Genomic DNA, 23,947 nt, shown 5'->3' on the forward strand with positions numbered 1-23,947 from the left:
CCATGAAGAGCTCTTTTATTTCTAGTTCAGCCATTCAGAACGCGATGCGATTGACGATCCGCCAGTCGCAGAACCAGATGGTCAAGGCTTCGATTGAAGCCACCACGAAAACCTACGCCGATATCGGCGTATCGCTCGGCATCGACGCGGCCAAGAGCGTGAACTATGCGCGCGAGCTTGATCGGATCTCCTCGTTCAAGGACAGCAACTCCACCGTCAATCTTCGTCTCGAAATGTCCCAGAGCGGGTTGGCCGACGTGCAGAAGGCGAGTGATGCGCTGGTCAAGAATCTGACGGCGCTCAAGGGAAGCCAGGCATCGACCGCCATTACCGTTACTCTCCAGTCCTCGGCGGCGGCACTTTCGCAGCTCATGGACACCGGCAACATGATCACCGGCGGCGAATACCTGTTTTCCGGTGTCAATACGGACGTTCCGCCACTGACGGATCGCAGCGCCACCGTTGAAGCCGATATCGTCACTGCCCTGAACACTTACGCGACCGGGCTTTCCAAGCCGGTCAGCGCCTTGACGGCGGCTGAAATCGATACCTTCATGACCAGCACCGTGGAGCCGATGTTCAGCGCTGCGGCATGGACGAACCCGGCCACAGGCTGGTCCAAGGCCTCCAACCAGAACATGACGAGCCGGATCAGCAACTCGGAAGTCATCACATCGTCCACCAACGCCAATTCCGACGGCATGCGCTACCTCGCAATGGCCACGGTGATGACGAATGCGCTGATCGATCAGGGCCTTGGCACCGATGCCATGGACGCGGTTTCCTCACGCGCCATCGGCTATGCGGCGCAGGCGACATCCGGCCTCGTGACGCAGCAGAGCCAGCTCGGCCTGTCGCAGGAGCGCGTCGAGAAGGCGAACGACGCTCTCGATGCCCAGGCTGCCATCATCAACAACAAGGTCGTGGACCTCCAGGGTGTTGACCCTGCAGAAGCTTCGACCCTCGTCAAGACCTTGGAAACGCAGCTCGAAACGGCTTACACGATCGTATCGAAAATACAGCAGCTGAGCCTCGTGAATTACCTTTGATGATCAAAGGCGCGCAATACAAAGAAGGATGCATGAATGTATCAATTCTCTTATGCCGAGGTCATGCAAGACTCGGTGACCGACGCGAAAGAGCGGGAGCGGCAAGTTCTCGACCGGTCAATCGAATTGCTCTCGCTGGCGCGCGACAAGGAAAAGTACAGCCGGGAATCTGTTGAGGCACTGTTTTACACCCGGCGTGTTTGGGTGAGTTTTATCGAGGATCTCAAGCATCCCGACAATCAGCTCCAGATCGAGCTGCGGGCCAACCTGATTTCGATCGCAATCTGGATTTTGAAGGAATGCGACAAGATCAGGCGACGCCAATCGAGTAACTACCAAGGCATTATCGACGTTACCACCATCATCAGGGATGGACTTAAATGAAAAGTACACTTCGCATTTCGCTAAAAGCCGGAGAGAGAATCTTCATCAACGGCGCGGTTTTGCGCGTAGACCGCAAGGTCGCGCTGGAATTCCTGAATGATGTGACGTTTCTTCTTGAAAACCATGTTCTTCAGCCGGAAGACGCCACGACGCCGCTGCGCCAGCTCTACTTCATCGCGCAGATGATCCTGATTAATCCGGAAGGCAAAGAGCAGTCGACGGCGATGTTCCGCAAGTCGATCACCATGCTGCTGACCTGCTTCAAGAACGAAGAGGTTCTCGCCGAGCTGAAGCGCATCGATGGCCTCGTCTCGACGGGGCGCGCATTCGATGCGCTGAAGGCCATCCGCGCGCTCTATCCGACCGAGGACGGCATCTTGAACAACCAGGAAATGCACCCGGCGATGGTCGAGCAAATCCGCAAGGAGATCGCACCATGGCGGTAGACGGCGTTTCCAGCGTCGGCACGACGTCGACCACGCAGACTGCGCAGCAGAAGGCAACGCTCAACTACGACAACTTCCTGCAGTTGCTCATCGCGCAGATGAAGAACCAGGATCCGACGGATCCGATGGACGCCAGCGAGCAGATGTCGCAGCTCGCAAGCTTCTCGCAGGTCGAGCAGACGATCCAGACCAACACGAAATTGGACACGCTGCTCGCAAGCTCCAGCCTCACCCAGGCAGGCAGCTATATCGGCAAGTACATGACCAGCGCCGACGGCACCGTTAAAGGCACTGTCGCCTCGGTCAAGGTGTATTCCGACGGAATTATCGCGACGACGACGGACGGGAAGAGTATTCTCGTGCAGGCGGGAATCACTCTCGCGGATGAAGCGCCGACGTCAGACACGTCGTCGTGAACTGACTTGCAATGAACGCAATAATGGTCCGGCTACTGCGGGGCGGACCGAAAGGCGATATGAGGTTGCCTGACGATGAATGAAGCCGATGCACTCGACCTTTTTCAGGCGGCGATCTGGACCGTTTTGATCGCAGCCGGCCCTGCGGTCGCTGCTGCCATGATCGTCGGCCTCGTCATCGCGCTGATCCAGGCGCTGACGCAGATTCAGGAGGCGACGCTCACCTTCGTTCCAAAGATTGTCGCCGTTCTCATTACCGTCGGCATTTCCGCACCGTTCGTCGGTTCCCAGATCTCTATTTTCACCGACATGGTCTTCTCGCGCATCCAGTCCGGCTTCTGAGCTACCTTCGCGCAAGCTTCGCCGGTTAATTCTCGATCCGAATTGGGCAGGGCATACCTGCCTCCTCTCATGAAGAGACGGAATCGAAATGGCGCAACCACCTGCACTACCCCTTCCGAAATCTGCTCCGAGCCTTCGTGATGTCGGTTTTGCCCTCGGCATCATGGTCATCATCTGTGTGCTCTTCCTGCCGATTCCGCCGTTTCTGATCGACTTGGGGCTGGCGTTTTCGATCGCGTTTTCCGTTCTGATCCTGATGGTTGCCCTCTGGATTCAGAAGCCTCTCGAATTTTCGTCCTTCCCGACCATCCTGCTGATCGCGACCATGACGCGACTGTCGCTGAACATTGCAACGACGCGCGTGATCCTTTCGCATGGCAATGAGGGACATGACGCCGCCGGCGGCGTGATCGCCGGTTTTGCAAGCCTGGTGATGTCCGGCGATTTCGTGATCGGTCTGATCGTGTTCCTGATCCTGATCACCATCAATTTCATTGTCATCACCAAGGGTGCGACGCGTATCGCTGAAGTCGGCGCGCGATTCACCCTGGATGCGATCCCCGGCAAGCAGATGTCGATCGACGCCGATCTTTCCGCGGGCATCATCGACGAGAAGGAAGCGCAGCGCCGTCGCAAGGAGTTGGAGGAGGAAAGCTCGTTCTTCGGCGCCATGGACGGTGCCTCCAAGTTCGTCCGCGGCGATGCGGTCGCCGGCCTCCTTATTACCTGCATCAATATTTTCGGCGGCATCATCATCGGCTATTTCCGCCATGACATGCCGATTTCCGAAGCGGCCGACGTTTTCGTCAAGCTCTCGGTCGGCGACGGCCTCGTCGCCCAGATGCCGGCGCTTATCGTTTCCTTGGCGGCCGGCCTTCTCGTTTCGCGCGGCGGCACCATCGGCTCGACCGACCAGGCCGTCGTCAATCAGCTGAGCGGTTATCCGCGCGCGCTTTCCGTTTCCGCCGTGCTGATGGCAGTCCTGGGCCTGATGCCCGGCCTGCCGACAGTCCCCTTCATGTTCCTCGGCGGCCTCATGGCGTTCGGTGCATGGTTCATTCCGAGGCAGATCGAAGCAGAGAACAAGGTTCGCCGCGAGCAGGAGGAAAAGAAGGTCGTTCAGACCAAGGAGCTCGAAAAGGACTCCGTCAAATCGGTCCTGCGCACCTCGGAAATCGAACTCGCGCTCGGCAAGATGGTGTCGACACGCCTCCTCGGCGCACACCAGGAACTCGCCTTCCGGGTCGGCAAGATGCGCAAGAAATTTGCAACGCAGTATGGCTTCGTCGTTCCGGAGATCAAGGTCACCGACGATATCAGCATTCCCGAGAAGTCCTACCAGATCCGCATCCACGGCACGACGGTGGCATCGAACGCGTTGCGTGTCGGCGAAGTGCTGGTCGTCACCGGCTCTGGCCGCAAGCCGCGCATTCCCGGAGACGAAATCCGCGAACCGGCTTTCGGCATGCCGGCGGTTTCCATTCTTGAGGCTTTCGCCGAGGACTTGAAACGCGAAGGTTTCCAGCCGATCGACAACGTCTCGGTGGTCCTCACCCACATGAGCGAGGTCATCCGCAACAACTTGCCGCAGCTTCTCTCCTACAAGGACGTGAAGGTTCTGATCGACCGTCTCGATCCCGAATACAAGAAGCTCGCAGACGAGATCTGCACCTCGCATATGTCGTATTCGGGCCTGCAGGCCGTCCTCAAGCTGCTGCTTGCCGAGCGCGTCTCGATCCGTAACCTGCATCTGATCCTGGAAGCCGTGGCCGAGCTCGCGCCGCATGTCCGCAAGACCGAGCAGATCGTCGAGCATGTGCGGATCCGCATGGCGCAGCAGCTCTGCGGCGACCTGGCGGACAATGGCGTGCTGCGCGTCCTGCGGCTCGGCAGCAAGTGGGACATGGCCTTCCACCAGGCGCTCAAGCGCGACAACAAGGGCGAGGTCGTCGAATTCGACATCGACCCGCGCAGCCTTGAGGAGTTCAGCGAGCAGGCAACGAAGGTTATCCGTGAATTCATGGACCGCGGCCTGCCATTCGCCCTTGTCACATCGCCGGAAACACGCTCCTATGTGCGCATGATCATCGAACGGCTGTTCGCCACGCTTCCGGTTCTTTCGCACGTCGAACTGGCCAAGGGCATCGAGATAAAGATTTTGGGCTCTATTTCATGATTTCCGACCCGCAAGGGACTGTTCTGGCGCTCTTCCTGGTTTTCTGCCGGATCGGCGGCTGTGTCCTTGCAATGCCAGGCTTTTCCTCGGCGCGCGTGCCGGAACTGCTGAGGGTCTTTGTGGCCGGCGGCCTTTCGATCGCCATGCTGCCGGTTCTTTGGGACACGGTTTATCCGGCCGTCAGCAACACCGGCGCGACCTATATCGGGCTCATCGTCAGCGAATCGCTGATCGGCGTCATGTACGGCTTGCTGGCGCGGCTCTACACGCTGGGCTTCCAATTCGCCGCCAGCATCATCGCCATGATGGTCGGATACACCTCACCGGGTGCGGCAGATGTCATCGAGGATTCGGTGGAAACAAGTCTCTCCGGTTTCATCACCTTTGCCGGAATGATGATCCTCTTCATGATGGACTTCCATCACATCGTGTTCCGGGCGCTGATCGATTCCTACACGACGATGCCCTTCGGCGGCATTGCCGATATGCGCGCCAATCTGATTTCGCTCACCGATACGCTGCAATCGACGACCTACATCATGCTCCGGCTCGCAAGCCCGTTCCTCATCTACAGCATGATGTTCAACGTCTCGATCGGCTTCATCAACAAGCTGGCGCCGCAGATTCCCGTGTACTTCATCTCGACGCCCTACATGCTGCTTGGCGGCTTGTTCCTGTTTTATTTCTCGGTTGCTGCCTTGATCAGCCAGTATGCGCAATCTTTCCCAAGCGTGTTCATCGGAAGATAGCGGATGGCGGAGAAGACCCGTTCCGAAAAACTGAAGCGGCTCGTCGCAGTCCAGCGGCATCTGGAGCAGATGGCGGAATACGACCTTGCCGAAACGAGCCGCCAGCGCGCCGAGGTCAACCAGTCGATCGACAATGTCGTCATGGCGCTCGGCTCCATGGATCCGGTCCATCGTGCGTTTTCGCAAAGCTATGCCGACCGGTTCGAGCGGCTGAGCACCAAGGACAAGCAGCTGACCGGCATGCAGCAGCTGCACGAGATGCGCCTGCAGCGCGAGCGGGCCAAGGGCGACCGGCTGGAAGAGGGCATGAAGGAAGCCCTTGAAGCCGAACGGCGCGAAGCCGATGACAACGCGGTCTACGATGTCATCGATCAGAAATTTGCAACACCAGCCTCCAGCAAGCTTCAAAAACCATAATCCCTGCAACTTAATTTAGAGGATTGTGACATTGGCTATTTCACCCCCGAGTGATCTGGTCCTGGATGTTGTCAAAGCCGCCGACCCGATGGAGGTTCAGGTGGCCCAGGAGAAATTGAAAGCGAGCCGCGCGGCCTTTCGGGCAACGGGCCTTGCCGAGAACGGCGATGGCTTTTCTGCCAAGGTCGACGTGCTTGACAGCGCCACCGGCCTCGACAACGTCAAGAATCGCGCCAAGACTGAGGAGATTCCGGAAACCTACCGGAAGTTCGAGGCCATGGTGCTTCAGAATTTCATCAAGAACATGCTGCCGAGCGACAGTGAACAGGTCTACGGCAAGGGCGCTACGGGCGATATCTGGAAGGGCATGATGGCCGAGCAACTCGGCAACGTCATCTCCGAAGGTGACGGCGTCGGCATAGCCAAGCAGATGTATAACGAGGCGCTTCGCAAGAAGGAAGGCGCCATCGTGAACGCGTCGGCGGACCAGGATGACCGCAAGGTCGCCTTCAGCATGATCGACGAATTCCAGCGCAAGACATTCGGCACGCCAACGGCGGATGCCAAGATCAATAATGAAGCATAACCGAGGATAAAATGGAAATCATCTCGAATGAATATCGTATCAAGTCGGTCCTCGGCCGCCTGGAAATGATCATTGACAACGAGAACACGCGGATCGGCAGCGACCCGCAGTTCGATCTCAAGGTCTCGAATGCGCATAAGAGCCGCTGCCTCTATGAGCTGTCGATGCTCTTTCGTGATACGGATCCGGCCGAGCTTGCTGCGTCGCATCTGGAACAGCTTCACGGGCTGAAGCAGAAGCTGACGCTGAACGCCCGGCGCGTTGAGGCACATCTCGAAGCCGTTCGTGCGGTTGCCGACCTGTTGAAGAATGCCGTTCAGGATGCGGATGCCGACGGCACCTATTCCCAGGAACAGTTCGTCGCGCGTGATGCCGGATGGTGAAGCTCGTCCTGACAGGCATCTGGGTTTGCGCCATCACGCTTGCTTCGGTCTATTTCTCCGTGAAGCTGGCGACAGCACCGGCCCCGCCGGCTGATGATTCGAAGCAGAGCCAGCTTGAGCTTGTGAAGGGCGAGACAATCACCGTACCGATCATCGGCGACGGTGCGGTGACTGGTTACTTCCTCGGCCGCGTGTCCTTCATGATGAACAAGGACACGGTGAAGGGTATGACCCTGCCGCTTACCGAAATGACCACCGACGAGCTTTTCACCCTGCTCGTCGGCAATAAGATGGTCGATATCAGCAAGCTGAAATCCTTCGACCCGCAGGCCTTCCGCGACGCGATCAAGAAAGGCATGAACGAGAAACTCGGCGGCGAATACGTTTCAGAGGTCATGCTGGAGCAGCTCGACTACCTTTCCAAGGAAGACGTCAAAGCCAACGCCTCCGGCCAGCAGAAGAAAACGGCCGATCCGGTCAAGATCATCGAGCCCCCGCCACCTGAAGCTGCGAGCGCTGCCCACTAGTTTCGCCGGCTTCGTCTGCGCCGTTCAGGTGAAGCGCAAAGCCGGTTGCGCCCGGTTCGCCGAGCTCAGGGCGTAGCTGCATGCTGGGGATCAGATAGTCTCCGCCATTTTGCTGACGATAGGGGATAGGTGGGGTGGACTCGAGCGTGCGCATCCTCTCACGCAGGCGCTCGGCTGCGAGTTCGAAGCCGGCCTCATCCAGACCATCGACCCTGTAAGCCGCGAAAGGCGGAAGAACGGCATAGCCGGGGTAATAGAGGATCCCATGATTGATCGGGAATAGCAGGTCGTCGATCGGTCCGTTGACCCCGCGGGTCGAGTAATGTTCCTCCCAGCCGCCGGTAGTCACAATCAACATGGCTCGCTTGCCCGCCAGAGCGCCTTCGCCATAGCGGTCGCCCCATCGCTTGTCGCTGTGCTCGCCGACGCCGTAGGCGAACCCATAGGCATAGACCCGCTCGACCCAGCCCTTGAGGATTGCCGGCATGCTGAACCACCAAAGCGGAAACTGGAGGATCAGCATATCGGCCCACAGGAGCTTATCGATCTCGGTTTTGACATCCTCGGTCAGCGCGCCAGTTTCGAAAGCTCTCTTGGATGCAGCGACAGGTATGAACCGCGTATCAGTTGCCAGCGACGGAAAGTCGGCACGGTCGATTTCGGATTTCCAGCCCTCGGCATACAGGTCGGACACGCGCACCTCATGGCCCTGGGCCTCGAGCTCCTTGATGGCAACGTCTCGCAGTGCCCCATTGAGCGAGCGCGGTTCGGGATGAGCGAAGACAAGCAGAACTTTCATGGTCAGTGATCCTGTGAAGGTGAGAACTGACCCATAGGTAGACAGGGTTTGAATCATCCACTAGATGTGCGTAATGCATAAGATTATGCCGAATCATGGATAGTTCAGACGTTACGCTGGAACGTATGCGAACCTTCGTCCGCGTTGCCGAACGCGGCAGCCTGTCGGCGGTTGCGCGCGAGTTCGGGGTCGGCCAGTCGACGGTCACACGGCATTTGCGGGAGCTTGAGGAGGCCGTCGGCGTGCCTCTGTTGAGCAGGACCACCCGGCGTGTCGCGCTGACCGATGAAGGCAGCCGATATTATGCCAACAGCGTCCAGATCCTGCGCCTTGTCGAACAGGCCGGCGATGAGGCGCGGGGCACGCGCGGTGCGCCAGCCGGCACGATCCGGATCTCCTGCACTGCGGCTTTTGGGGTTCTGCACGTCAGCCGGCTGATCTTCGCGTTTCAGGACCGCTATCCCGATATCGGAGTCGACCTCAGCCTTACCGATGAGCGCGTCGACCTTGTGCGGGAAGGCGTCGATATCGCGCTTCGCTTAGGCCCGCTCACCGACAGTTCGATGAAGCTGCGGGCGCTCGGCCAGTCCCGGCGTCTGCTCGTCGCGTCACCGGACTATCTTGCAGCGCGGGGGAAGCCGGTTGTCCCGCAGGATTTGCTCGGTCATGAAGGCATCCGTATGTCGAACGTGGCAGGGAGCGACATGCTCGCTTTGCGGGGGCCCAGCGGCGAAGACCATGCCGTGCCCTTTGGAGGGCGCTTTCGGGTCGACCATGGGCTTGCTGCACGCGAGGCCATTGTCGCCGGGCGCGGCATCGCACCTACCCATCAATGGCTTGTCGACGATCTCCTGACGGCTGCCAAGCTTGAGGTGATCTTGCCGGACTATTCGCTGCTGCCTGTCCCGCTCAGCATGCTGATCGTCCCCGAACGCGCCGGCGTTGCCCGGGTCCGGCTGCTGGTCGACTTCCTCGTCGAGCAGATTGGCGGCATTCCGGGGATCGAAAAGCCGCAGCGCTTTGGCGCACAAGCTTAACAAAGCCTTGAAAGCGGCGGCGGAATTCGAACGACTTTTCTAAGAGTTGTTTGAAACCCACCTGCTATAGCTCCCTTCATATCCCTGATGCAGCATTCGGGACTTGCTGCAGGCGGGCGGGTGCTGCCGGTTCGTAAAAAACCTGCTGGTGCGGAATGTATCTTGTGTTTTCCGGGATGTTGGGCGCGTAAAGCACCCTGGCTGGAGGTTGGAATGAACCTGATCGCGAATTTCGCGGTTCTCGCATCGCGCCGCACGATCTTTGACGTGCCGGTGTGCGACCTCGGATGGGACGACGCGCTCGTCTTCATCAACGAGCTTGCCTCCTTTCCTGTCGGCCAGACCGTCATTTCCTTCGTCAACGCTCACAACATGCTGATGACGCTGCGCGATAGCGAATACCGGGATATCCTCCTGCAGAATCTCGTCCTGCCGGACGGCATCGGCCTGAACATCGCTTCCAAGATAGCGCATGGGGCACCGTTTCCTGCCAATCTCAATGGCACGGACTTCGTTCCCGCGTTTCTGACCTATATGGAAAATCCGCGCCGTGTCGGCCTGATCGGCGGCAGGCGCGAAGTCGTCGAAAAAGCCGCAGCGAATTTCCGCAAGCATGCGCCCTGGCACGAATTCATCGTCATTTCGGACGGGTATTTCGACAAGGAGAACCCGGCGGAGCTCATTGACGAGGTTGAGCGCCAGGACCTCGACATCCTGATCATTGGCATGGGAACGCCGCTGCAGGAGAAGTGGGCGCATCATCACATTCGCGCCGACCATGCCCGGCTTGTTCTGACTGTCGGGGCGCTCTTCGATTTCATCTCCGGAGTTGTTCCCCGCGCTCCGGAAACCGTTCGCATGATGCGGCTGGAATGGGCCTACCGGATGCTGCAGGAACCGGCCCGTCTCTGGCGGCGCTATGTGCTCGGCATCCCGGTCTTTCTGTTTTACGTGATGCAGTACCGCTTCAATCGCCGCGAGCGCATCCTTAGCCAGGCGGGCAACAACAGCGTCCCCTTGCCGTTACCGCAGGAACAGAGCGAGGGGGCTCACTGAGACCCTGCTTCTTGCCTCGCGCAGTTAACCATTTCTTTGCCATGAAAATTTAGAGTGCCTTAATCATCCGCTTCCTACGGGCGGCTCGGCTCGTGCGCATGAGATATGGCGTCATGTATGACAGCAGGTTAAATGGCAGCATTGATAGGCGTCGACTGGCAACGGCGGGGCGCGCCGATGCACGAGACCGAAATCTCGAAACCCTGCCCGTTCGCCCCTCGGAGGCCGAACTGCTAAGGGTGATCGGAAAAGCACTCGAAGAGCAGCGCCTGCAGCGGAGCGCACCGCCCGAACCGCCGCATCTGGTCGATCGCATCGAGACAATCCTCGAAACACGTCTGCGTGCCGCAAACGATGTCCGTCCTGCGGAGCCATCGCAGCATAGACTGGCGGCGCCTGCCGAGGCCCGGCAGGTAGATGCAGCAAATCTCAGCGCTTGTCCCGTCCGCCGCCGCAGTTTGGTGAAGCCGATCGGCACAATCGCAGTTGCTGCCTTGATCGGCGCAGGCGTCCCCTTTCTGATGCCGGCCGAACCCGCGCACTATGCGGCGGAGGCGGCATTTCATGTGCAGGCGGGCAAAGCCGAGCGCGGCCCCGTGACCGCTGCAGCCGTGAGCCGCCTGCTTTCCGGCCGCACCATGTCTGCCGCCGTCGGGGCGCTGAAGCTCGATCGCGATCCAGAGTTCACCGGCGGCCAATCCACGATCGGCGTAGCACTTGATCTCCTTTCGGGCAGTGGTGCAGCGGCCGACGCGGCCTCGCGTGCGGAAGCGGCGCTTGCAGGAATGGTCGAGGCCAATGCGGATGGAACGCAGGGCGCAGTCCGTCTGAAAGTCACGACGGCCGACGGCGCCAAGTCTTCGCGTATCGCTTCCTGGCTTTCCGACATGCTGATGTCAAGCGGCCCTCCTGCATCGGCTGAGGCAGGCGCAGGGTTGCGCAAGGCCTATGAGGACGTGAAGGCGCAGCTGGCCGCCTTCACCGCAAGCAGCGGCGAAGGCAACGTCAAAGTCGCAAGTGATCTTCAGCAGCGCATCAACCAGCTTGACGCCGATCTCAAGATCGCCGAGCAGCGGATCACGCTTGCCAAGCAAGAGACCGATCGTCTCAAGGTGGCCAAGCCCGGCGATGTGCTCAACGGTTCCTTGCCGCTCGAAGCGATCTCGCCTGCGCTGCAGGACGCGCGTGACAAATACGTCACCGAGAAGGCGACGCTGTCGCTGCTTTCGAACGAGCTCGGTCCGCGCCATCCGCGCCGCCTCGGACAGCAGGCTGTCGTTGACGGCCTGAAGGACAAGGTTGCGAAGGAGCTGGCTCGCCAGGCCCAAGACGCAAATGCCGCTCTCAAGGCAGCCACAGAAGCACGAAAGACGCTGAACGATCAGCGCAACACGCTGATCGCCCAGAGCCGGGACACCGGTGTCGATCTCGCCAAACTGACCGAACTGCGCGACAAGACAGAGGCGGCGAGATCGCGGATGGCAGATGCCGTTACGTCGACGGCTTCGATCGCCGCTTCGATCACTGCCGCCAAGCCGATAAAGACCACTGCCGTTGCCGCCGGCCCCGGACTGCCGGTTCGCTCTGCCGTCGGGGCTGCACTTGCAATGGCGATCGGCCTTGCTGGCATGCTTGGTTTGCGCCTCTTGCGACAGCGTCCCGCACGTGCCGCGGAGACGCTAACTGTGCCGGAACAGCCGGAGGCGGCAGCCGGCGAACTCGAACTGCTGCGCGATCGGCTCGCCGGCCTGCGCGACAGGCTGCAATCCCACGGCGCCGGCCATCGTTGAACTCGGCCGCGGCATCATTGAAACCGCGCGGAACCTCGTCCTTGTCTTATGATGGAATAGCTGTTTGAGGCTATATTGGATTTGCCACCGCTGCCCGTGAAGCGGCGGCGGCGAAAGGGTGTGGATCGTCCTCGAAGACCTGAAGATCAGGAACATGAGCGCGTCGGCCAAGGGGACGGCAGAGGAACCGGGAAAGAACGTCGCGCAGAAGGCCGGACTCAACCGCTCGATCCTCGCGGCGGCGTGGTACCGCTTCGAACGGCTGCTCTCCTACAAGCTGGCCTTCCTCGGCTGCAACCTCGTGAAGGTCGATCCTCGATACACGTCCGTGACCTGCTCCGAATGCGGGTCGAGGGACAAGGGAAACCGCGAAAACCAAGCGAAGTTCCTCTGCCTCTGCTGCGGACACGCAGACCATGCCGACGTCAACGCGGCGGTCAACATCCTAGCGGCCGGAACACGGCCATCGAAGGCAGTTAAACCCGTCTCCCGAGAACGCGAAAGCGCGGCCTGAGCCACCCCTGAAAATCCCCGTCCTTTCGGGCCGGGACGATGTTAAAGCTCTTGCATTTGCCGCTTTTAAACAGGATACGGCGTTCTGAGGCAAACAGCGCGGCCGGCAAGAGCCTAGCTTTCGCGCGAGGCAGGGCAGGAGAATCGCATGACGACAGTGATCGATGGCAAGCAGGTAGCCGCTTCGGTAATCGAGACGGTAAAGATGGCGACGGCTTCACTGGAAAAGCAGAGCGGCGTGAAGACCGGGCTTGCCGTGGTGATCGTCGGCGACGATCCGGCAAGCCATGCTTATGTCAATTCAAAAAGCAAGATGGCCAAGCAATGCGGCTTCAAGTCGGTACAGCACACCCTGTCGGCCGAGACGACTCAGGAAGAGCTTGCCGCGCTCGTTTCGTCACTCAACGCCGATCGCTCGATCCATGGCATCCTCGTACAGCTGCCGCTGCCGAAGCATCTGAACAGCGAGGCGATCATCCAGTCGATCCTGCCGGAAAAGGATGTCGACGGGCTGCACGTCGTCAATGCCGGCAAGCTTGCGACTGGCGACCTTGAAACCGGCCTCGTCTCCTGCACGCCGGCCGGTGCCATGGTGTTCGTCCGCCGAATGCATGGCGAGGACCTGTCTGGGCTGAACGCCGTCGTCATCGGCCGATCGAACCTCTTTGGCAAGCCGATGGCGCAGTTGCTGCTCAATGCCAATGCGACGGTGACGATTGCCCATTCGCGCACCAAGGATCTGCCCGCCGTCTGCCGCAATGCCGATATCCTGGTTGCGGCCGTCGGCCGTCCGCAGATGGTCAAGGCCGATTGGGTGAAGCCCGGCGCAACCGTCATCGATGTCGGCATCAACCGCATCGCCGCACCGGAAAGGGGCGAGGGCAAGACGCGCCTCGTCGGCGACGTCGCCTTCGAGGAAGCATCGAATGTTGCCGCGGTGATCACCCCGGTTCCGGGTGGCGTCGGCCCGATGACGATCGCCATGCTGATGGCCAATACCGTCATTGCCGGGCATCGCGCGGCCGGCCAGACGCCGCCGAAATTTTGAGGCCTATCGCGGTGCAGGGCCGGTCGAGGCCCTGACGATCAGCTCCGCTTTCCACAGCTCGTGCTCCGGATAGGAGCCGATCTCTTTGACGGTGCCGATCAGGCGCTGCGCAATCCGGGCGCCGGCGGCACGAAGAGACGAGCGCGTCGTCGTCAGCGGGACCGAAAAATTCTCCGGCTTCAGAAGCGGCAGCTCGTCGTCATGGGCGATGAGCGAGATATCCTCACCGAGCTTCAGGCCGGCCTGGTTCAGGGCGCGGATCGCGCCGAGTGCGAGCACGGTGCTGGAGCAGAGGACGGCAGTCGGACGCTCCGGCATCTGCAGAAACTGCTCCATGGCGATCAGGCCTTGCTCGTCGGTCATCAGCGAGTGACTGACGCAGCTTTTGGAAAGGGTCAGTCCCCGTTCTGACAAGGCCGCGACGACGCCGTTCTTCCGGCGGATCGCAAAGTCGAGATGCGCCGGCCCGTTCATCAGTGCGAATCGCGTATGGCCGAGCTGCAACAGGAGTTTCGCCGCATCGTAGAAGGCGGTCTCGTTGTCGATATCGAGATAGGGATAATCCGGCTCTGACCCGAACGAGCGGCCATGCACGATGAACGGCATCGCCAGCGATTTCAGCATCGCCAGGCGCGGGTCGTGAGCGCGCATATAGGCAACGAAAAGCGCATCGACATTGCCGCTGATCGCGAGGCGGCGAAGTGCAGCCACTTCGTCGTCGGGGTCCGAGGGCATGATGACGAGATGGAAGTCCTGCCGGACGGCCTCCTCTCCGAGGCCGGCCAGGAACTCGCCAAAATGTATATCCGATTGATGGCCAGGCGCCATCGGCATCACCAATCCGATCGAACCCGCCTTGCCGGTCGCGAGACGCTGAGCCGCCTTGTTCGGCCGGTATCCCGTTTCCTTGACGGCGCGAAGCACACGTTCGCGCGTCGCCTCGTTGACCTCAGGATAGCCATTGAGTGCACGGCTGACGGTCGTCTGCGAAAGACCAAGCAATTCCGAGAGCTGTTTGAGATTCACCTGCCGCGTTTCCTCCTCAGCGCCCTCAACACACGCCTCCCTGCGTCCAAAGCGCTTTCAATTATGTAGCAACTACGGCGCTTGACTCAAGAAAAATCGCTCCATATTCCCCTCCAGGTGCCGCTGCAATGGGCAATGCAAGCGTCTCGTTCCGCGGTATTTTTGAAATGGCTTGACTCTTTTCTGCCGAAAGTGAAATGAGTGTCAAAGCGCTTTGAAATTTGCTCTCGGGAGGTTGGGAAGCGCCGTTGGGATTGTGATGGGAGGTTGATCACATGAAGAAAATTCTTTTGATGGGCGTTGCCGTAACGGCGCTGTTTGCCGGGGCAGCTTCTGCTGCCGATCTGAAGTTTCCTCCAGGTCAGGATACGAAGTTCAACTGGAAGAGCTATGACGAGTTCAAGGCCGCTCACGCCGATTTGAAAGGCGAGCCGCTGACAATCTTCGGGCCGTGGCGCGGTGAGGACGAGGCCTTCTTCCGCAGCATTCTCGCTTATTTCACTGAGGCGACGGGCGTCGATGCCACCTATTCATCCTCTGAAAACTACGAACAGCAGATCGTCATCGATACGCAAGCGGGCTCGCCTCCGAACGTCGCGATCCTGCCGCAGCCCGGCCTCCTGGCCGATCTCGCCAGCAAGGGCCTCCTGACGCCGCTGGGCGAGGAGAATTCCAAGTGGGTGAAGGACAATTACGGCGCGGGCGACAGCTGGGTCGGTTACGGCACCTACAAGGGCAAGGACGGCAAGGACGGTTACTATGCATTCCCGTACAAGGCCGACGTGAAGTCGCTTGTCTGGTATGTTCCGGAAAACTTCAAGGAAGCTGGATATAAGGTTCCGACCACGATGGAAGAGCTCCATGCCCTGACGGACCAGATCGTCAAGGACGGCGGCGTTCCGTGGTGCATCGGCCTCGGGTCCGGCGGCGCGACCGGCTGGCCTGCGACCGACTGGATCGAAGACATCATGCTGCGCATGAACAAGCCGGATGTCTATGACAAGTGGACCACGAACGAAGTGAAGTTCACCGACCCGGCCGTCGTTGCCGCGATCGATGAATTCGGCAAGTTCGCCAAGAACGAGAGCTATGTCGATGGGGGTGCTGCGGCCGTTGCTTCGACCGACTTCCGCGACAGCCCGAAGGGTCTCTTCGCCGTTCCGCCGAAGTGCTACCTGCACCATCAGGCTTCGTTCATCCCGTCCTTCTTCCCCGAAGGCACGAAGCTCGGTCAGGACGCCGACTTCTTCTATATGCCGACCTATGCGGCGCATGCCGACCTCGGCAAGCCGGTTCTCGGTGCCGGCACGCTCGTCTCGATCACCAAGGATTCGAAGGCCGCCCGCGCTTTCGTCGAATTCCTGAAGACGCCGATTGCGCACGAGGTCTGGATGGCGCAGTCGAGCTTCCTGACGCCGTACAAGGGTGTGAGCACCGCAGCCTATGCCAACGAGCAGATGAAGCGGGAAGGCGAGATCTTGACGACGGCCACGACCTTCCGCTTCGACGGTTCGGACCTGATGCCCGGCAAGATCGGCGCAGGCGCCTTCTGGACCGGCATGGTCGATTTCGTCGGCGGCAAGTCTGCGGAAGACACCGGCAAGGAAATCCAGGCCGCCTGGGACGCCATCAAGTAGTCGCGATAGCCGGTGCCGCGGGAGACCCGCGGCATTGCTGGCACGAATGACCGGACCCGTGGGGGGCCGGTCAACGCCGGATACTGTGATCAAACGCATAAAGAAGTTGACGGTAACTGGTGTCGGCCCTTCAACATAGGCAAGGGTAGCACGGGGAGGGACGAATGCTGTCGCAGATAGTTTCCGCGTTGGGCGTTGTGGTGGTGGCGGTATTCGCCTGCTCGGCCTACTTCTATTTTTCGAACAAGATTCTGGATCTGGCGCTACCCGTGAAGGATGGCGACATTCGTTCGGCGGCGCGCAATCTGAACCGCCGTGCGATGATCCGCCCGTGGCTCTTTCTCGGGCCGGCGCTGTTTTTGCTGATCGTCTATCTTGTCTACCCCGTCGTGGCGACCCTCATCCTCTCCTTCTACGATCGCTCCGGTGAGCAGTTCGTCGGCTTTGCAAATTACCAGTGGGCCTTCGGCGATCGTGAATTCCGTCAATCCATCTTTAATAATATTCTCTGGCTTGCCGTCGTTCCGGCGGCCTGCACGTTCTTCGGCCTGGTCATCGCAGTGATGACCGACCGCATCTGGTGGGGCAACATCGCCAAGAGCATCGTCTTCATGCCGATGGCGATCTCCTTCGTCGGCGCATCCGTCATTTGGAAGTTCATCTACGAGTTTCGCGGCGGCAACGACACCCAGATCGGGCTCTTGAACGCGATCGTGCAGCTTTTCGGCGGCACACCGCAGGTGTGGATTTCGGTGCCCTTCTGGAACAACTTCTTCCTCATGGTGATCTTGATCTGGATCCAGACGGGCTTTGCCATGGTCATTCTCTCCGCGGCGCTGCGCGGTATTCCGGAAGAAACCATCGAGGCGGCTGTCATCGACGGCGCCAACGGCTGGCAAATCTTCTGGCGCATCATGGTGCCGCAGGTCTGGGGAACGATTGCTGTCGTGTGGACCACCATTACCATTCTCGTGCTGAAGGTGTTCGACATCGTTCTGACCATGACCAATGGTCAATGGAACTCGATGGTTCTTGCCAACCTGATGTTCAACTGGATGTTCCGCGGAGGCGGCGATTCCGGCCGAAGCGCCGTCATCGCCCTCATCATCATGCTGGCCGTGACGCCGATCATGGTCTGGAACGTCCGCCGCGCCAATCGCGAGCTGGGAGGCCACTGAGGTGACGCTTGCCAGAGATTTCTTCAAGATTGGCCCCGCTCGCCTTTTCGTGCACTTCGTTGTTCTGGTCATCGTGATCCTGTGGCTGATTCCGACGCTCGGCATCTTCATCAGTGCGCTGCGAGACAAGGATCAGCTCGTCGTCTCCGGCTGGTGGACAGCCTTCGCCGGCTCCTCCCGAACCGTGGCATCCCGCCTTGGACAGCCCGACCAGCAGAAGCAAGAGGGCGCGACCTATGTGATCGCCGGCAATGTCCTGGAAGGCCAGGAAGGACGTTCGATCAAAGCCTTCGGCACGCGTGTCCAGCAGCCCGCTGCCAACAGCGCCGGTGAGACCGCTGACCTCGGCGACGGCGTCTCGCTGCTCGTCAACAGCGACGGCACCTACCGCTACACAAAGAATGCCCCCTTCGGCCCGGACGACGGCGGCCGGCGCGTCTACGTTTCGATCGCAACGCCGCCGGAATTCACGATGCAGAACTACCGGACGGTTTTGACGGGCGAGGGCATCGGCCAATCCTTCATCAATTCGCTGACGGTGACGATCCCGGCGACCATCATTCCGATCCTCATAGCTGCCTTTGCAGCATACGCCTTGAGCTGGATGGAGTTCCCGGGCCGCGCGCTGTTGATCGCGCTCGTCGTCGGCCTCATCGTCGTGCCGCTGCAGATGTCGCTGATCCCGCTGCTGCGCCTCTACAATATGGTCGGCGCGGCTTTCGATGCGCCGTCCAAGACCTATCTCGGCATCTGGCTGGCGCACACGGCCTTCGGCATGCCGCTGGCCATCTACCTGCTCCGCGCGTATATCGCAGGGCTGCCGAAGGAGATCATCGAATCCGCGCGCGTCGATGGCGCGAGCGATTTCGAAATCTTCGTCCGCATCGTTTTGCCTCTTTCTTTCCCCGCACTTGCATCCTTCGCGATCTTCCAGTTCCTCTGGGTGTGGAACGACCTGCTTGTTGCCATGGTCTTCCTCGGCACCGACAGGCAGCACCTCGTGCTGACCGGCGCGCTGAACGCGCTGCTCGGCTCGCGTGGCGGCAACTGGGAAATCCTAACGGCTTCTGCCTTCGTCACCATCATCATACCGCTGCTCGTCTTCTTCGGGCTGCAGCGCTATCTGGTGCGCGGCCTGCTCGCCGGTTCGGTCAAGGGGGGCTGATCATCCCAACACGACACATCCCGCAGGAACAGACATGAGCATAGCATCCCAAACCAATTTGACAGTCGACAAGGACTGGTGGCGCGGTGCGGTAATCTATCAGATCTACCCGCGCTCCTTTCAGGATTCAAACGGCGACGGCATCGGCGATCTGAAGGGCATCACCGCCCGCCTTCCGTATGTAGCAAGCCTCGGTGCCGACGCGATCTGGATTTCGCCCTTCTTCACCTCGCCGATGCGCGATTTCGGCTACGACGTTTCGGACTACGAGAACGTCGATTCGATCTTCGGCACGCTGGTGGATTTCGACACGATGATCGCCGAGGCCCATCGCCTCGGCATCAAGGTGATGATCGACCTCGTCATCTCGCACAGCTCGGACCAGCACCCCTGGTTTGCCGAAAGCCGTTCCAGCAAGACGAATGCAAAAGCGGATTGGTATGTCTGGGCGGATGCAAAGCCGGATGGCGCGCCGCCGAACAACTGGCTGTCGATTTTCGGCGGCTCGGCATGGGCGTGGGATCCGCGACGCATGCAGTATTACCTGCACAATTTCCTGACCTCGCAGCCGGACATGAACCTGCACAATCCGGAAGTACAGGACCGGTTGCTCAATGTTGTCCGCTTCTGGCTGACGCGCGGCGTCGACGGCTTCCGTCTCGACACGATCAATTTCTATTTTCACGACCAGCAGCTGCGCGACAATCCGGCGCTGCCGCCCGCCCGCCGCAACGCTTCGACCGCGCCGGCGGTGAACCCCTATAATTTCCAGGAACACATCTACGACAAGAACCGGCCGGAGAACTTGGAGTTCCTGAAGCGCTTCCGTGCGGTTCTGGAAGAGTTTCCGGCAATCGCGGCCGTCGGCGAAGTAGGTGACAGCCAGCGCGGCCTGGAGATCGTCGGCGAATACACTTCCGGAAACGACAAGATGCATATGTGCTATGCCTTCGAGTTTCTTGCCCCCGATCCGCTATCGCCGGAGCGCGTCGAAGAAGTGATGGAAGATTTCGCCGCCGCAGCGCCCGATGGCTGGGCCTGCTGGGCATTCTCCAATCACGACGTCATGCGTCATGTCAGCCGCTGGGGTTCGCTGGTTGCCGATCATGACGCATTTGCAAAGCAATATGCTTCCCTGCTGATGACCCTGCGTGGCTCCGTCTGCCTTTATCAGGGTGAGGAGCTCGGCCTGACCGAAGCCGATCTTGCCTACCAGGACCTGCAGGATCCATACGGCATCCAGTTCTGGCCGGAATACAAGGGACGCGACGGCTGCCGCACGCCTATGGTCTGGGACTCGCAGGTTTCCCAGGGCGGCTTCTCGACCGTCACGCCGTGGCTGCCGGTGCCGGTCGAGCATATCCTGCGCGCCGTCAGCGTGCAGCAGGGCGACGAGAATTCCGTGCTCGAGCACTACCGCCGCTTCCTCGCCTTTCGCAAGCAGCATCCGGCGTTTGCCAAGGGCGAGATCGAATTCGAGCAGCCGCAAGGCGATGCGCTTGTTTTCACGCGCAGATATGGCAACGAGCAATTGCTCTGCATTTTCAACATGAGCCCGGTGGAAATCAACGTCAGCTTACCAATGGGAGAATGGCAGGCATTGACGGGACACGGTTTCACCAGCAACAACTACGGCGACAAGATCGATATTCCGGCTTGGGGGGCGTATTTCGCCCGTCTCGCGTAAGGATCAGGAGGGGAGCATCAAATGACTGGACTTACTCTAAAGGAAATCCGTAAATCCTACGGCTCCGTGGATGTCCTCCACGGCATCGACCTGGAGATCAACCAGGGTGAGTTCATCGTCTTCGTGGGGCCGTCGGGTTGCGGCAAGTCAACGCTGCTGCGCATGATCGCCGGCCTTGAGAACATCACGGGCGGCGAGATGTATATCGATGGCCAACTCGTCAACGACGTCCCGCCGTCGAAGCGCGGCATCGCCATGGTGTTCCAGTCCTACGCGCTTTATCCGCACATGACAGTCTTCGACAACATGGCTTTCGGCATGAAGATCGCCGGCGAGAGCAAGCAGGAGATCGATCGTCGCGTGCGAGCCGCCGCCGAAAGCCTGCAGCTTACCAATTATCTCGACCGCCTGCCGAAGGCGCTCTCCGGTGGCCAGCGCCAGCGCGTTGCGATCGGCCGCGCCATCTGCCGCGATCCGAAGGTCTTCCTCTTCGACGAGCCGCTGTCGAACCTCGATGCAGCATTGCGCGTCGCGACCCGTATCGAGATCGCCCGCCTCAATGAGCAGATGGCCGATACCACGATGATTTACGTCACCCACGACCAGGTCGAGGCGATGACGCTTGCCGACCGTATCGTCGTCCTGTCGGCCGGCCACATCGAGCAGGTCGGCGCACCGCTGGAGCTTTACGAGCGTCCGGCAAACCTCTTCGTCGCGAAGTTCATCGGTTCTCCGGCCATGAACATCATCCCCTCTACCATCACTGAAGCGGGTGCCACCACGACGATCACGCTGAAGGGCGGCAGGTCGGTCGCGCTCGACATTCCGACCGCGGCTTCCGAAAAAGGCAAGACGGCAAGTTTCGGCGTGCGCCCTGAAGACCTGCAGATCGCCCATGGCGACGACTACACCTTCGAAGGCGAGGTTTCGATCGTCGAAGCGCTCGGCGAAGTCACGCTGCTTTATATCGAAGGCCTGATGCCGGGCGAGCCGATCATCGTCAAGCTGCCAGGCATCACCGACATCAAGAAAGGTCAGAAGATGAGGTTCGCTGCTGATCGCTCGAAACTGCATCTTTTCGATGCCGAAGGCCACACTTACAGAAGGTAGGAGACTATTTTTGGGTGGTTCTTTGTGAGCGCCTGAAACGCAGCGATCATCACTTTCTGTTAAACATCCGCTGCTAGCTTCCCCCTTATAGTTTCAAGGGGAATCAGGGTCGTGGGTGCATCCAATCCATTGCCTCCAAGGCATTTTCTCAACAAGGAAGAATCCTTCATGTATGACCGCGAACAGCGGTTCAAAATGGAGGATACGATGAACGCTGCGCGGATCGAGTACACCGAAAAGGGGGTCATGCACATGGCATCCCGGCGCTGCGATATCATACGAATTTCGATGAGCAGTGCGATCCTGGCGATCCTGACGCAGTTCACTTTGCCGAAGCAGTTTTATCTGGATATTCCCGACGCACGCATCACCAAGGTCGGCTGCATGCTGATGCGGGTGAACACCAACAACACCATCGAGGTCCGCTTCCTGCGCCTGTTGACGCAGAAGGAAATGAACAAGATTTTCGTCTACAGCACGCATCCGGCGCATCGCGACTACGTTCTAGACGTTCGCGCCTGATCGGACATTTCTGGAATTGAACAAGCCCGCGATCCGTTCGCGGGCTGTTTGCGTCAGTGGAAGAGGACGCTGGCGCCGTGGTCTGAGGCGCCGACGGAGCGGCGGAACGGAGCGAAGAGCTCGCGGCCCATGCCGAATTCATTGTCCGAAAGATCGGCCGTCACCGGCTCGCGGTCCGCCAGGGTGGCGGCATCGAGGAGGACTTCCAGCGTGCCGCGGATTGCATCGAGCCGGATGATGTCGCCGTCCTGTATGCGGGCGATCGGCCCGCCCTCGACAGCCTCCGGCGTCACATGGATCGCAGCCGGAACCTTGCCTGACGCGCCGGACATGCGTCCGTCCGTCAGGAGGGCGACGTGGAAGCCGCGGTCCTGCAGTACGCCGAGCGGCGGCGTCAGCTTGTGCAGCTCCGGCATGCCGTTTGCCTTCGGCCCCTGGAAGCGCACAACCGCCACGAAGTCGCGGTTGAGCTTGCCTTCCTTGAAGGCGTCCTGCAGCTCCTGCTGGCTATGGAAGACGATCGCCGGTGCCTCGATGATATGGCGGTCCGGCTTCACCGCGGAGATCTTGATGACCGCCTTGCCGAGATTGCCGCGCAGCATCTTCAGGCCGCCATTCGACTGGAACGGCGTTTCGATGCTGGCGAGCACCTTGCCATCGTGGCTCTTTTCCGGTGCCGGTTCGCGAACCACCGTGCCGTTGTCGCCGAGGCGCACGTCGATCGTATAGGCTTCGAGACCCTGGCCGGCAACCGTGCGCACGTCATCGTGCAGCATGCCCTTCTTCAAAAGCTCCTTGATGAGGAAGCCCATGCCGCCTGCGGCGTGGAAATGGTTAACATCCGCCAGTCCGTTCGGATAGACGCGGGCAAGCAGCGGGATTTCCTCGGAGAGTTCGGCAATATCCTGCCAGGTGAGCTGGATGCCGGCAGCGCGCGCCATGGCGACGAGATGCAGCGTGTGGTTCGTGGAGCCGCCGGTTGCGTGCAGGCCGACGACGCCGTTGACGATGGAGCGCTCGTCGATCATTTCGCCGGCGGGCGTGAATTCGTTGCCGAGCGCAGTGATCGCCAGAGCGCGCTTTGCCGCCTCGCGCGTCAGCGCTTCGCGCAGCGGCGTGCCTGGGTTGATGAAGGAAGAGCCGGGCAGATGGAAGCCCATGATCTCCATCAGCATTTGGTTGGAGTTTGCCGTGCCGTAGAAGGTGCAGGTTCCCGGGCCGTGATAGGACTTGGACTCGGCTTCGAGCAGCTCGGCGCGGCCGACCTTGCCTTCCGCATAGAGTTGGCGGACACGAGACTTCTCGTCGTTGGGCAGCCCGCTGGTCATCGGCCCCGCCGGCACGAAGATCGAGGGCAGGTGGCCGAAGGAGAGGGCCGCGATCACGAGGCCCGGCACGATCTTGTCGCAGACGCCGAGGAAGAGTGCCGCATCGAACATGTTGTGCGACAGACCGATGCCGGCAGACATGGCAATCAGGTCGCGGGAAAAGAGCGACAGCTCCATGCCCGGCTGGCCCTGCGTGACGCCGTCGCACATGGCCGGAACGCCGCCGGCGACCTGGGCAATGCCCCCAGCTTCCGCCGCAGCTTCGCGGATGATCGCCGGATAGGTCTCGAACGGCTGATGGGCCGAGAGCATATCGTTGTAGGCGGTGATGATGCCGAGATTGGGCACGCGGTCGCCCGCCAGTGCATCCTTTTCGGAGGGGGAACAGATCGCAAAGCCGTGGGCGAGGTTGGCGCAGCCGAGTATCGAGCGGCTCACGCCGTTGGAAGTCGCGGCCTGCAGGCGTTCCAGATATCGCTCGCGCGTCGGTTTTGATCGTTCGACGATGCGGGATGTGATCGCGGAAATGCGTGCGTTAGCGGACATGGGAGGTATCCTGCCTTGGTTGCTCTCAAG

The 23,947-nt window shown here is 60.2% G+C and carries 25 protein-coding genes; 22 read left to right on the plus strand and 3 right to left on the minus strand.

Annotation, left to right across the window (positions count from 1 at the left end):
* Positions 1-2 precede the first annotated feature (2 nt).
* From QA644_RS01865 to QA644_RS01915, 11 genes are all read left to right on the plus strand, one after another.
* Positions 3-1,049 carry a flagellar hook-associated family protein gene (locus QA644_RS01865; RefSeq protein WP_074066694.1) on the plus strand — a complete coding sequence of 349 codons (1,047 nt, stop codon included), beginning with the start codon at positions 3-5 and terminating at the stop codon, positions 1,047-1,049.
* 36 nt (positions 1,050-1,085) lie between these two features.
* Positions 1,086-1,433 carry a flagellar biosynthesis regulator FlaF gene (flaF, locus tag QA644_RS01870; protein WP_022717180.1) on the plus strand — a complete coding sequence of 116 codons (348 nt, stop codon included), beginning with the start codon at positions 1,086-1,088 and terminating at the stop codon, positions 1,431-1,433.
* Entirely contained in the window at positions 1,430-1,879 is a 450-nt protein-coding gene (flbT, locus tag QA644_RS01875; protein ID WP_022717181.1) for a flagellar biosynthesis repressor FlbT, read from the plus strand. The genes flaF and flbT overlap by 4 nt, the downstream gene beginning before the upstream one ends.
* Positions 1,870-2,295, plus strand: coding sequence for a flagellar hook assembly protein FlgD (gene flgD, locus QA644_RS01880; protein ID WP_074066695.1), 426 nt, complete (start codon positions 1,870-1,872; stop codon positions 2,293-2,295). The genes flbT and flgD overlap by 10 nt, the downstream gene beginning before the upstream one ends.
* A gap of 75 nt (positions 2,296-2,370) precedes the next feature.
* Positions 2,371-2,637, plus strand: coding sequence for a flagellar biosynthesis protein FliQ (gene fliQ / locus QA644_RS01885; RefSeq protein WP_022717183.1), 267 nt, complete (start codon positions 2,371-2,373; stop codon positions 2,635-2,637).
* An 88-nt stretch (positions 2,638-2,725) separates the two neighbouring features.
* Positions 2,726-4,813: a flagellar biosynthesis protein FlhA gene (gene flhA, locus QA644_RS01890; RefSeq protein WP_022717184.1), complete on the plus strand. Its 2,088-nt coding sequence runs from the start codon at positions 2,726-2,728 to the stop codon at positions 4,811-4,813.
* Positions 4,810-5,562 carry a flagellar biosynthetic protein FliR gene (locus QA644_RS01895; protein WP_074066697.1) on the plus strand — a complete coding sequence of 251 codons (753 nt, stop codon included), beginning with the start codon at positions 4,810-4,812 and terminating at the stop codon, positions 5,560-5,562. Before flhA ends, QA644_RS01895 begins: the two co-directional genes overlap by 4 nt.
* A gap of 3 nt (positions 5,563-5,565) precedes the next feature.
* Positions 5,566-5,979, plus strand: coding sequence for a hypothetical protein (locus QA644_RS01900; RefSeq protein ID WP_039843986.1), 414 nt, complete (start codon positions 5,566-5,568; stop codon positions 5,977-5,979).
* A gap of 31 nt (positions 5,980-6,010) precedes the next feature.
* Positions 6,011-6,565, plus strand: coding sequence for a rod-binding protein (locus QA644_RS01905; protein ID WP_022717187.1), 555 nt, complete (start codon positions 6,011-6,013; stop codon positions 6,563-6,565).
* A gap of 11 nt (positions 6,566-6,576) precedes the next feature.
* Complete coding sequence (locus tag QA644_RS01910; RefSeq protein WP_039843988.1) at positions 6,577-6,948, plus strand: hypothetical protein; 372 nt, start codon at positions 6,577-6,579, stop codon at positions 6,946-6,948.
* On the plus strand, positions 6,942-7,475 hold the full coding sequence (locus QA644_RS01915) for a membrane protein (RefSeq protein WP_022717189.1): 534 nt from the start codon (positions 6,942-6,944) through the stop codon (positions 7,473-7,475). The genes QA644_RS01910 and QA644_RS01915 overlap by 7 nt, the downstream gene beginning before the upstream one ends.
* Here QA644_RS01915 and QA644_RS01920 read toward each other — a convergent pair.
* Positions 7,432-8,274: an NAD(P)H-dependent oxidoreductase gene (locus tag QA644_RS01920; RefSeq protein WP_194728986.1), complete on the minus strand. Its 843-nt coding sequence runs from the start codon at positions 8,272-8,274 to the stop codon at positions 7,432-7,434. The two genes, QA644_RS01915 and QA644_RS01920, sit on opposite strands and share 44 nt — an antisense overlap.
* Before the next feature lie 95 nt (positions 8,275-8,369).
* On the opposite strand from QA644_RS01920, the gene QA644_RS01925 reads away from it, so the two are divergent.
* The 5 genes from QA644_RS01925 to folD all read left to right on the plus strand — a co-directional run bounded on the left by QA644_RS01925 (position 8,370) and on the right by folD (position 13,718).
* Entirely contained in the window at positions 8,370-9,311 is a 942-nt protein-coding gene (locus QA644_RS01925; protein ID WP_283070828.1) for a LysR family transcriptional regulator, read from the plus strand.
* Positions 9,312-9,524: 213 nt separating this feature from the next.
* Positions 9,525-10,367, plus strand: a complete 843-nt coding sequence (locus tag QA644_RS01930; RefSeq protein ID WP_283070830.1) for a WecB/TagA/CpsF family glycosyltransferase — start codon at positions 9,525-9,527, stop codon at positions 10,365-10,367.
* A gap of 113 nt (positions 10,368-10,480) precedes the next feature.
* Positions 10,481-12,157, plus strand: a complete 1,677-nt coding sequence (locus QA644_RS01935; RefSeq protein WP_283070832.1) for a succinoglycan biosynthesis protein exop — start codon at positions 10,481-10,483, stop codon at positions 12,155-12,157.
* Between the two features lie 154 nt (positions 12,158-12,311).
* Complete coding sequence (locus tag QA644_RS01940; RefSeq protein ID WP_283070834.1) at positions 12,312-12,671, plus strand: transposase; 360 nt, start codon at positions 12,312-12,314, stop codon at positions 12,669-12,671.
* A 147-nt stretch (positions 12,672-12,818) separates the two neighbouring features.
* A complete protein-coding gene (gene folD / locus QA644_RS01945) occupies positions 12,819-13,718 on the plus strand; it encodes a bifunctional methylenetetrahydrofolate dehydrogenase/methenyltetrahydrofolate cyclohydrolase FolD (protein WP_283070835.1) in 900 nt (299 codons plus the stop codon).
* 3 nt (positions 13,719-13,721) lie between these two features.
* On the opposite strand, the gene QA644_RS01950 is transcribed toward folD, so the two are convergent.
* Positions 13,722-14,744 carry a substrate-binding domain-containing protein gene (locus tag QA644_RS01950; protein ID WP_283070836.1) on the minus strand — a complete coding sequence of 341 codons (1,023 nt, stop codon included), beginning with the start codon at positions 14,742-14,744 and terminating at the stop codon, positions 13,722-13,724.
* 275 nt (positions 14,745-15,019) lie between these two features.
* Between QA644_RS01950 and QA644_RS01955 the strand changes: the two genes are divergently transcribed.
* The 6 genes from QA644_RS01955 to QA644_RS01980 all read left to right on the plus strand — a co-directional run bounded on the left by QA644_RS01955 (position 15,020) and on the right by QA644_RS01980 (position 22,043).
* Positions 15,020-16,381, plus strand: a complete 1,362-nt coding sequence (locus tag QA644_RS01955) for an ABC transporter substrate-binding protein (RefSeq protein ID WP_194728993.1) — start codon at positions 15,020-15,022, stop codon at positions 16,379-16,381.
* Between the two features lie 164 nt (positions 16,382-16,545).
* The gene (locus QA644_RS01960; protein ID WP_074066704.1) at positions 16,546-17,559 is read left to right on the plus strand and encodes a sugar ABC transporter permease; all 1,014 of its coding nucleotides are present in this window, start codon (positions 16,546-16,548) and stop codon (positions 17,557-17,559) included.
* 1 nt (position 17,560) lies between these two features.
* Positions 17,561-18,724 carry a carbohydrate ABC transporter permease gene (locus QA644_RS01965; RefSeq protein WP_283070838.1) on the plus strand — a complete coding sequence of 388 codons (1,164 nt, stop codon included), beginning with the start codon at positions 17,561-17,563 and terminating at the stop codon, positions 18,722-18,724.
* 34 nt (positions 18,725-18,758) lie between these two features.
* Positions 18,759-20,411 carry an alpha-glucosidase gene (locus tag QA644_RS01970; RefSeq protein WP_283070840.1) on the plus strand — a complete coding sequence of 551 codons (1,653 nt, stop codon included), beginning with the start codon at positions 18,759-18,761 and terminating at the stop codon, positions 20,409-20,411.
* 21 nt (positions 20,412-20,432) lie between these two features.
* A complete protein-coding gene (gene ugpC / locus QA644_RS01975) occupies positions 20,433-21,521 on the plus strand; it encodes a sn-glycerol-3-phosphate ABC transporter ATP-binding protein UgpC (RefSeq protein WP_239595486.1) in 1,089 nt (362 codons plus the stop codon).
* A gap of 168 nt (positions 21,522-21,689) precedes the next feature.
* Entirely contained in the window at positions 21,690-22,043 is a 354-nt protein-coding gene (locus QA644_RS01980; protein WP_074066708.1) for a hypothetical protein, read from the plus strand.
* 53 nt (positions 22,044-22,096) lie between these two features.
* Here the strand turns inward: QA644_RS01980 and edd are convergent, their stop codons facing one another.
* A complete protein-coding gene (gene edd / locus QA644_RS01985; protein ID WP_074066709.1) occupies positions 22,097-23,917 on the minus strand; it encodes a phosphogluconate dehydratase in 1,821 nt (606 codons plus the stop codon).
* Between the last annotated feature and the right edge of the window lie 30 nt (positions 23,918-23,947).

The organism is Rhizobium sp. CC1099 (assembly GCF_029714385.1).
Lineage (GTDB): Bacteria > Pseudomonadota > Alphaproteobacteria > Rhizobiales > Rhizobiaceae > Rhizobium.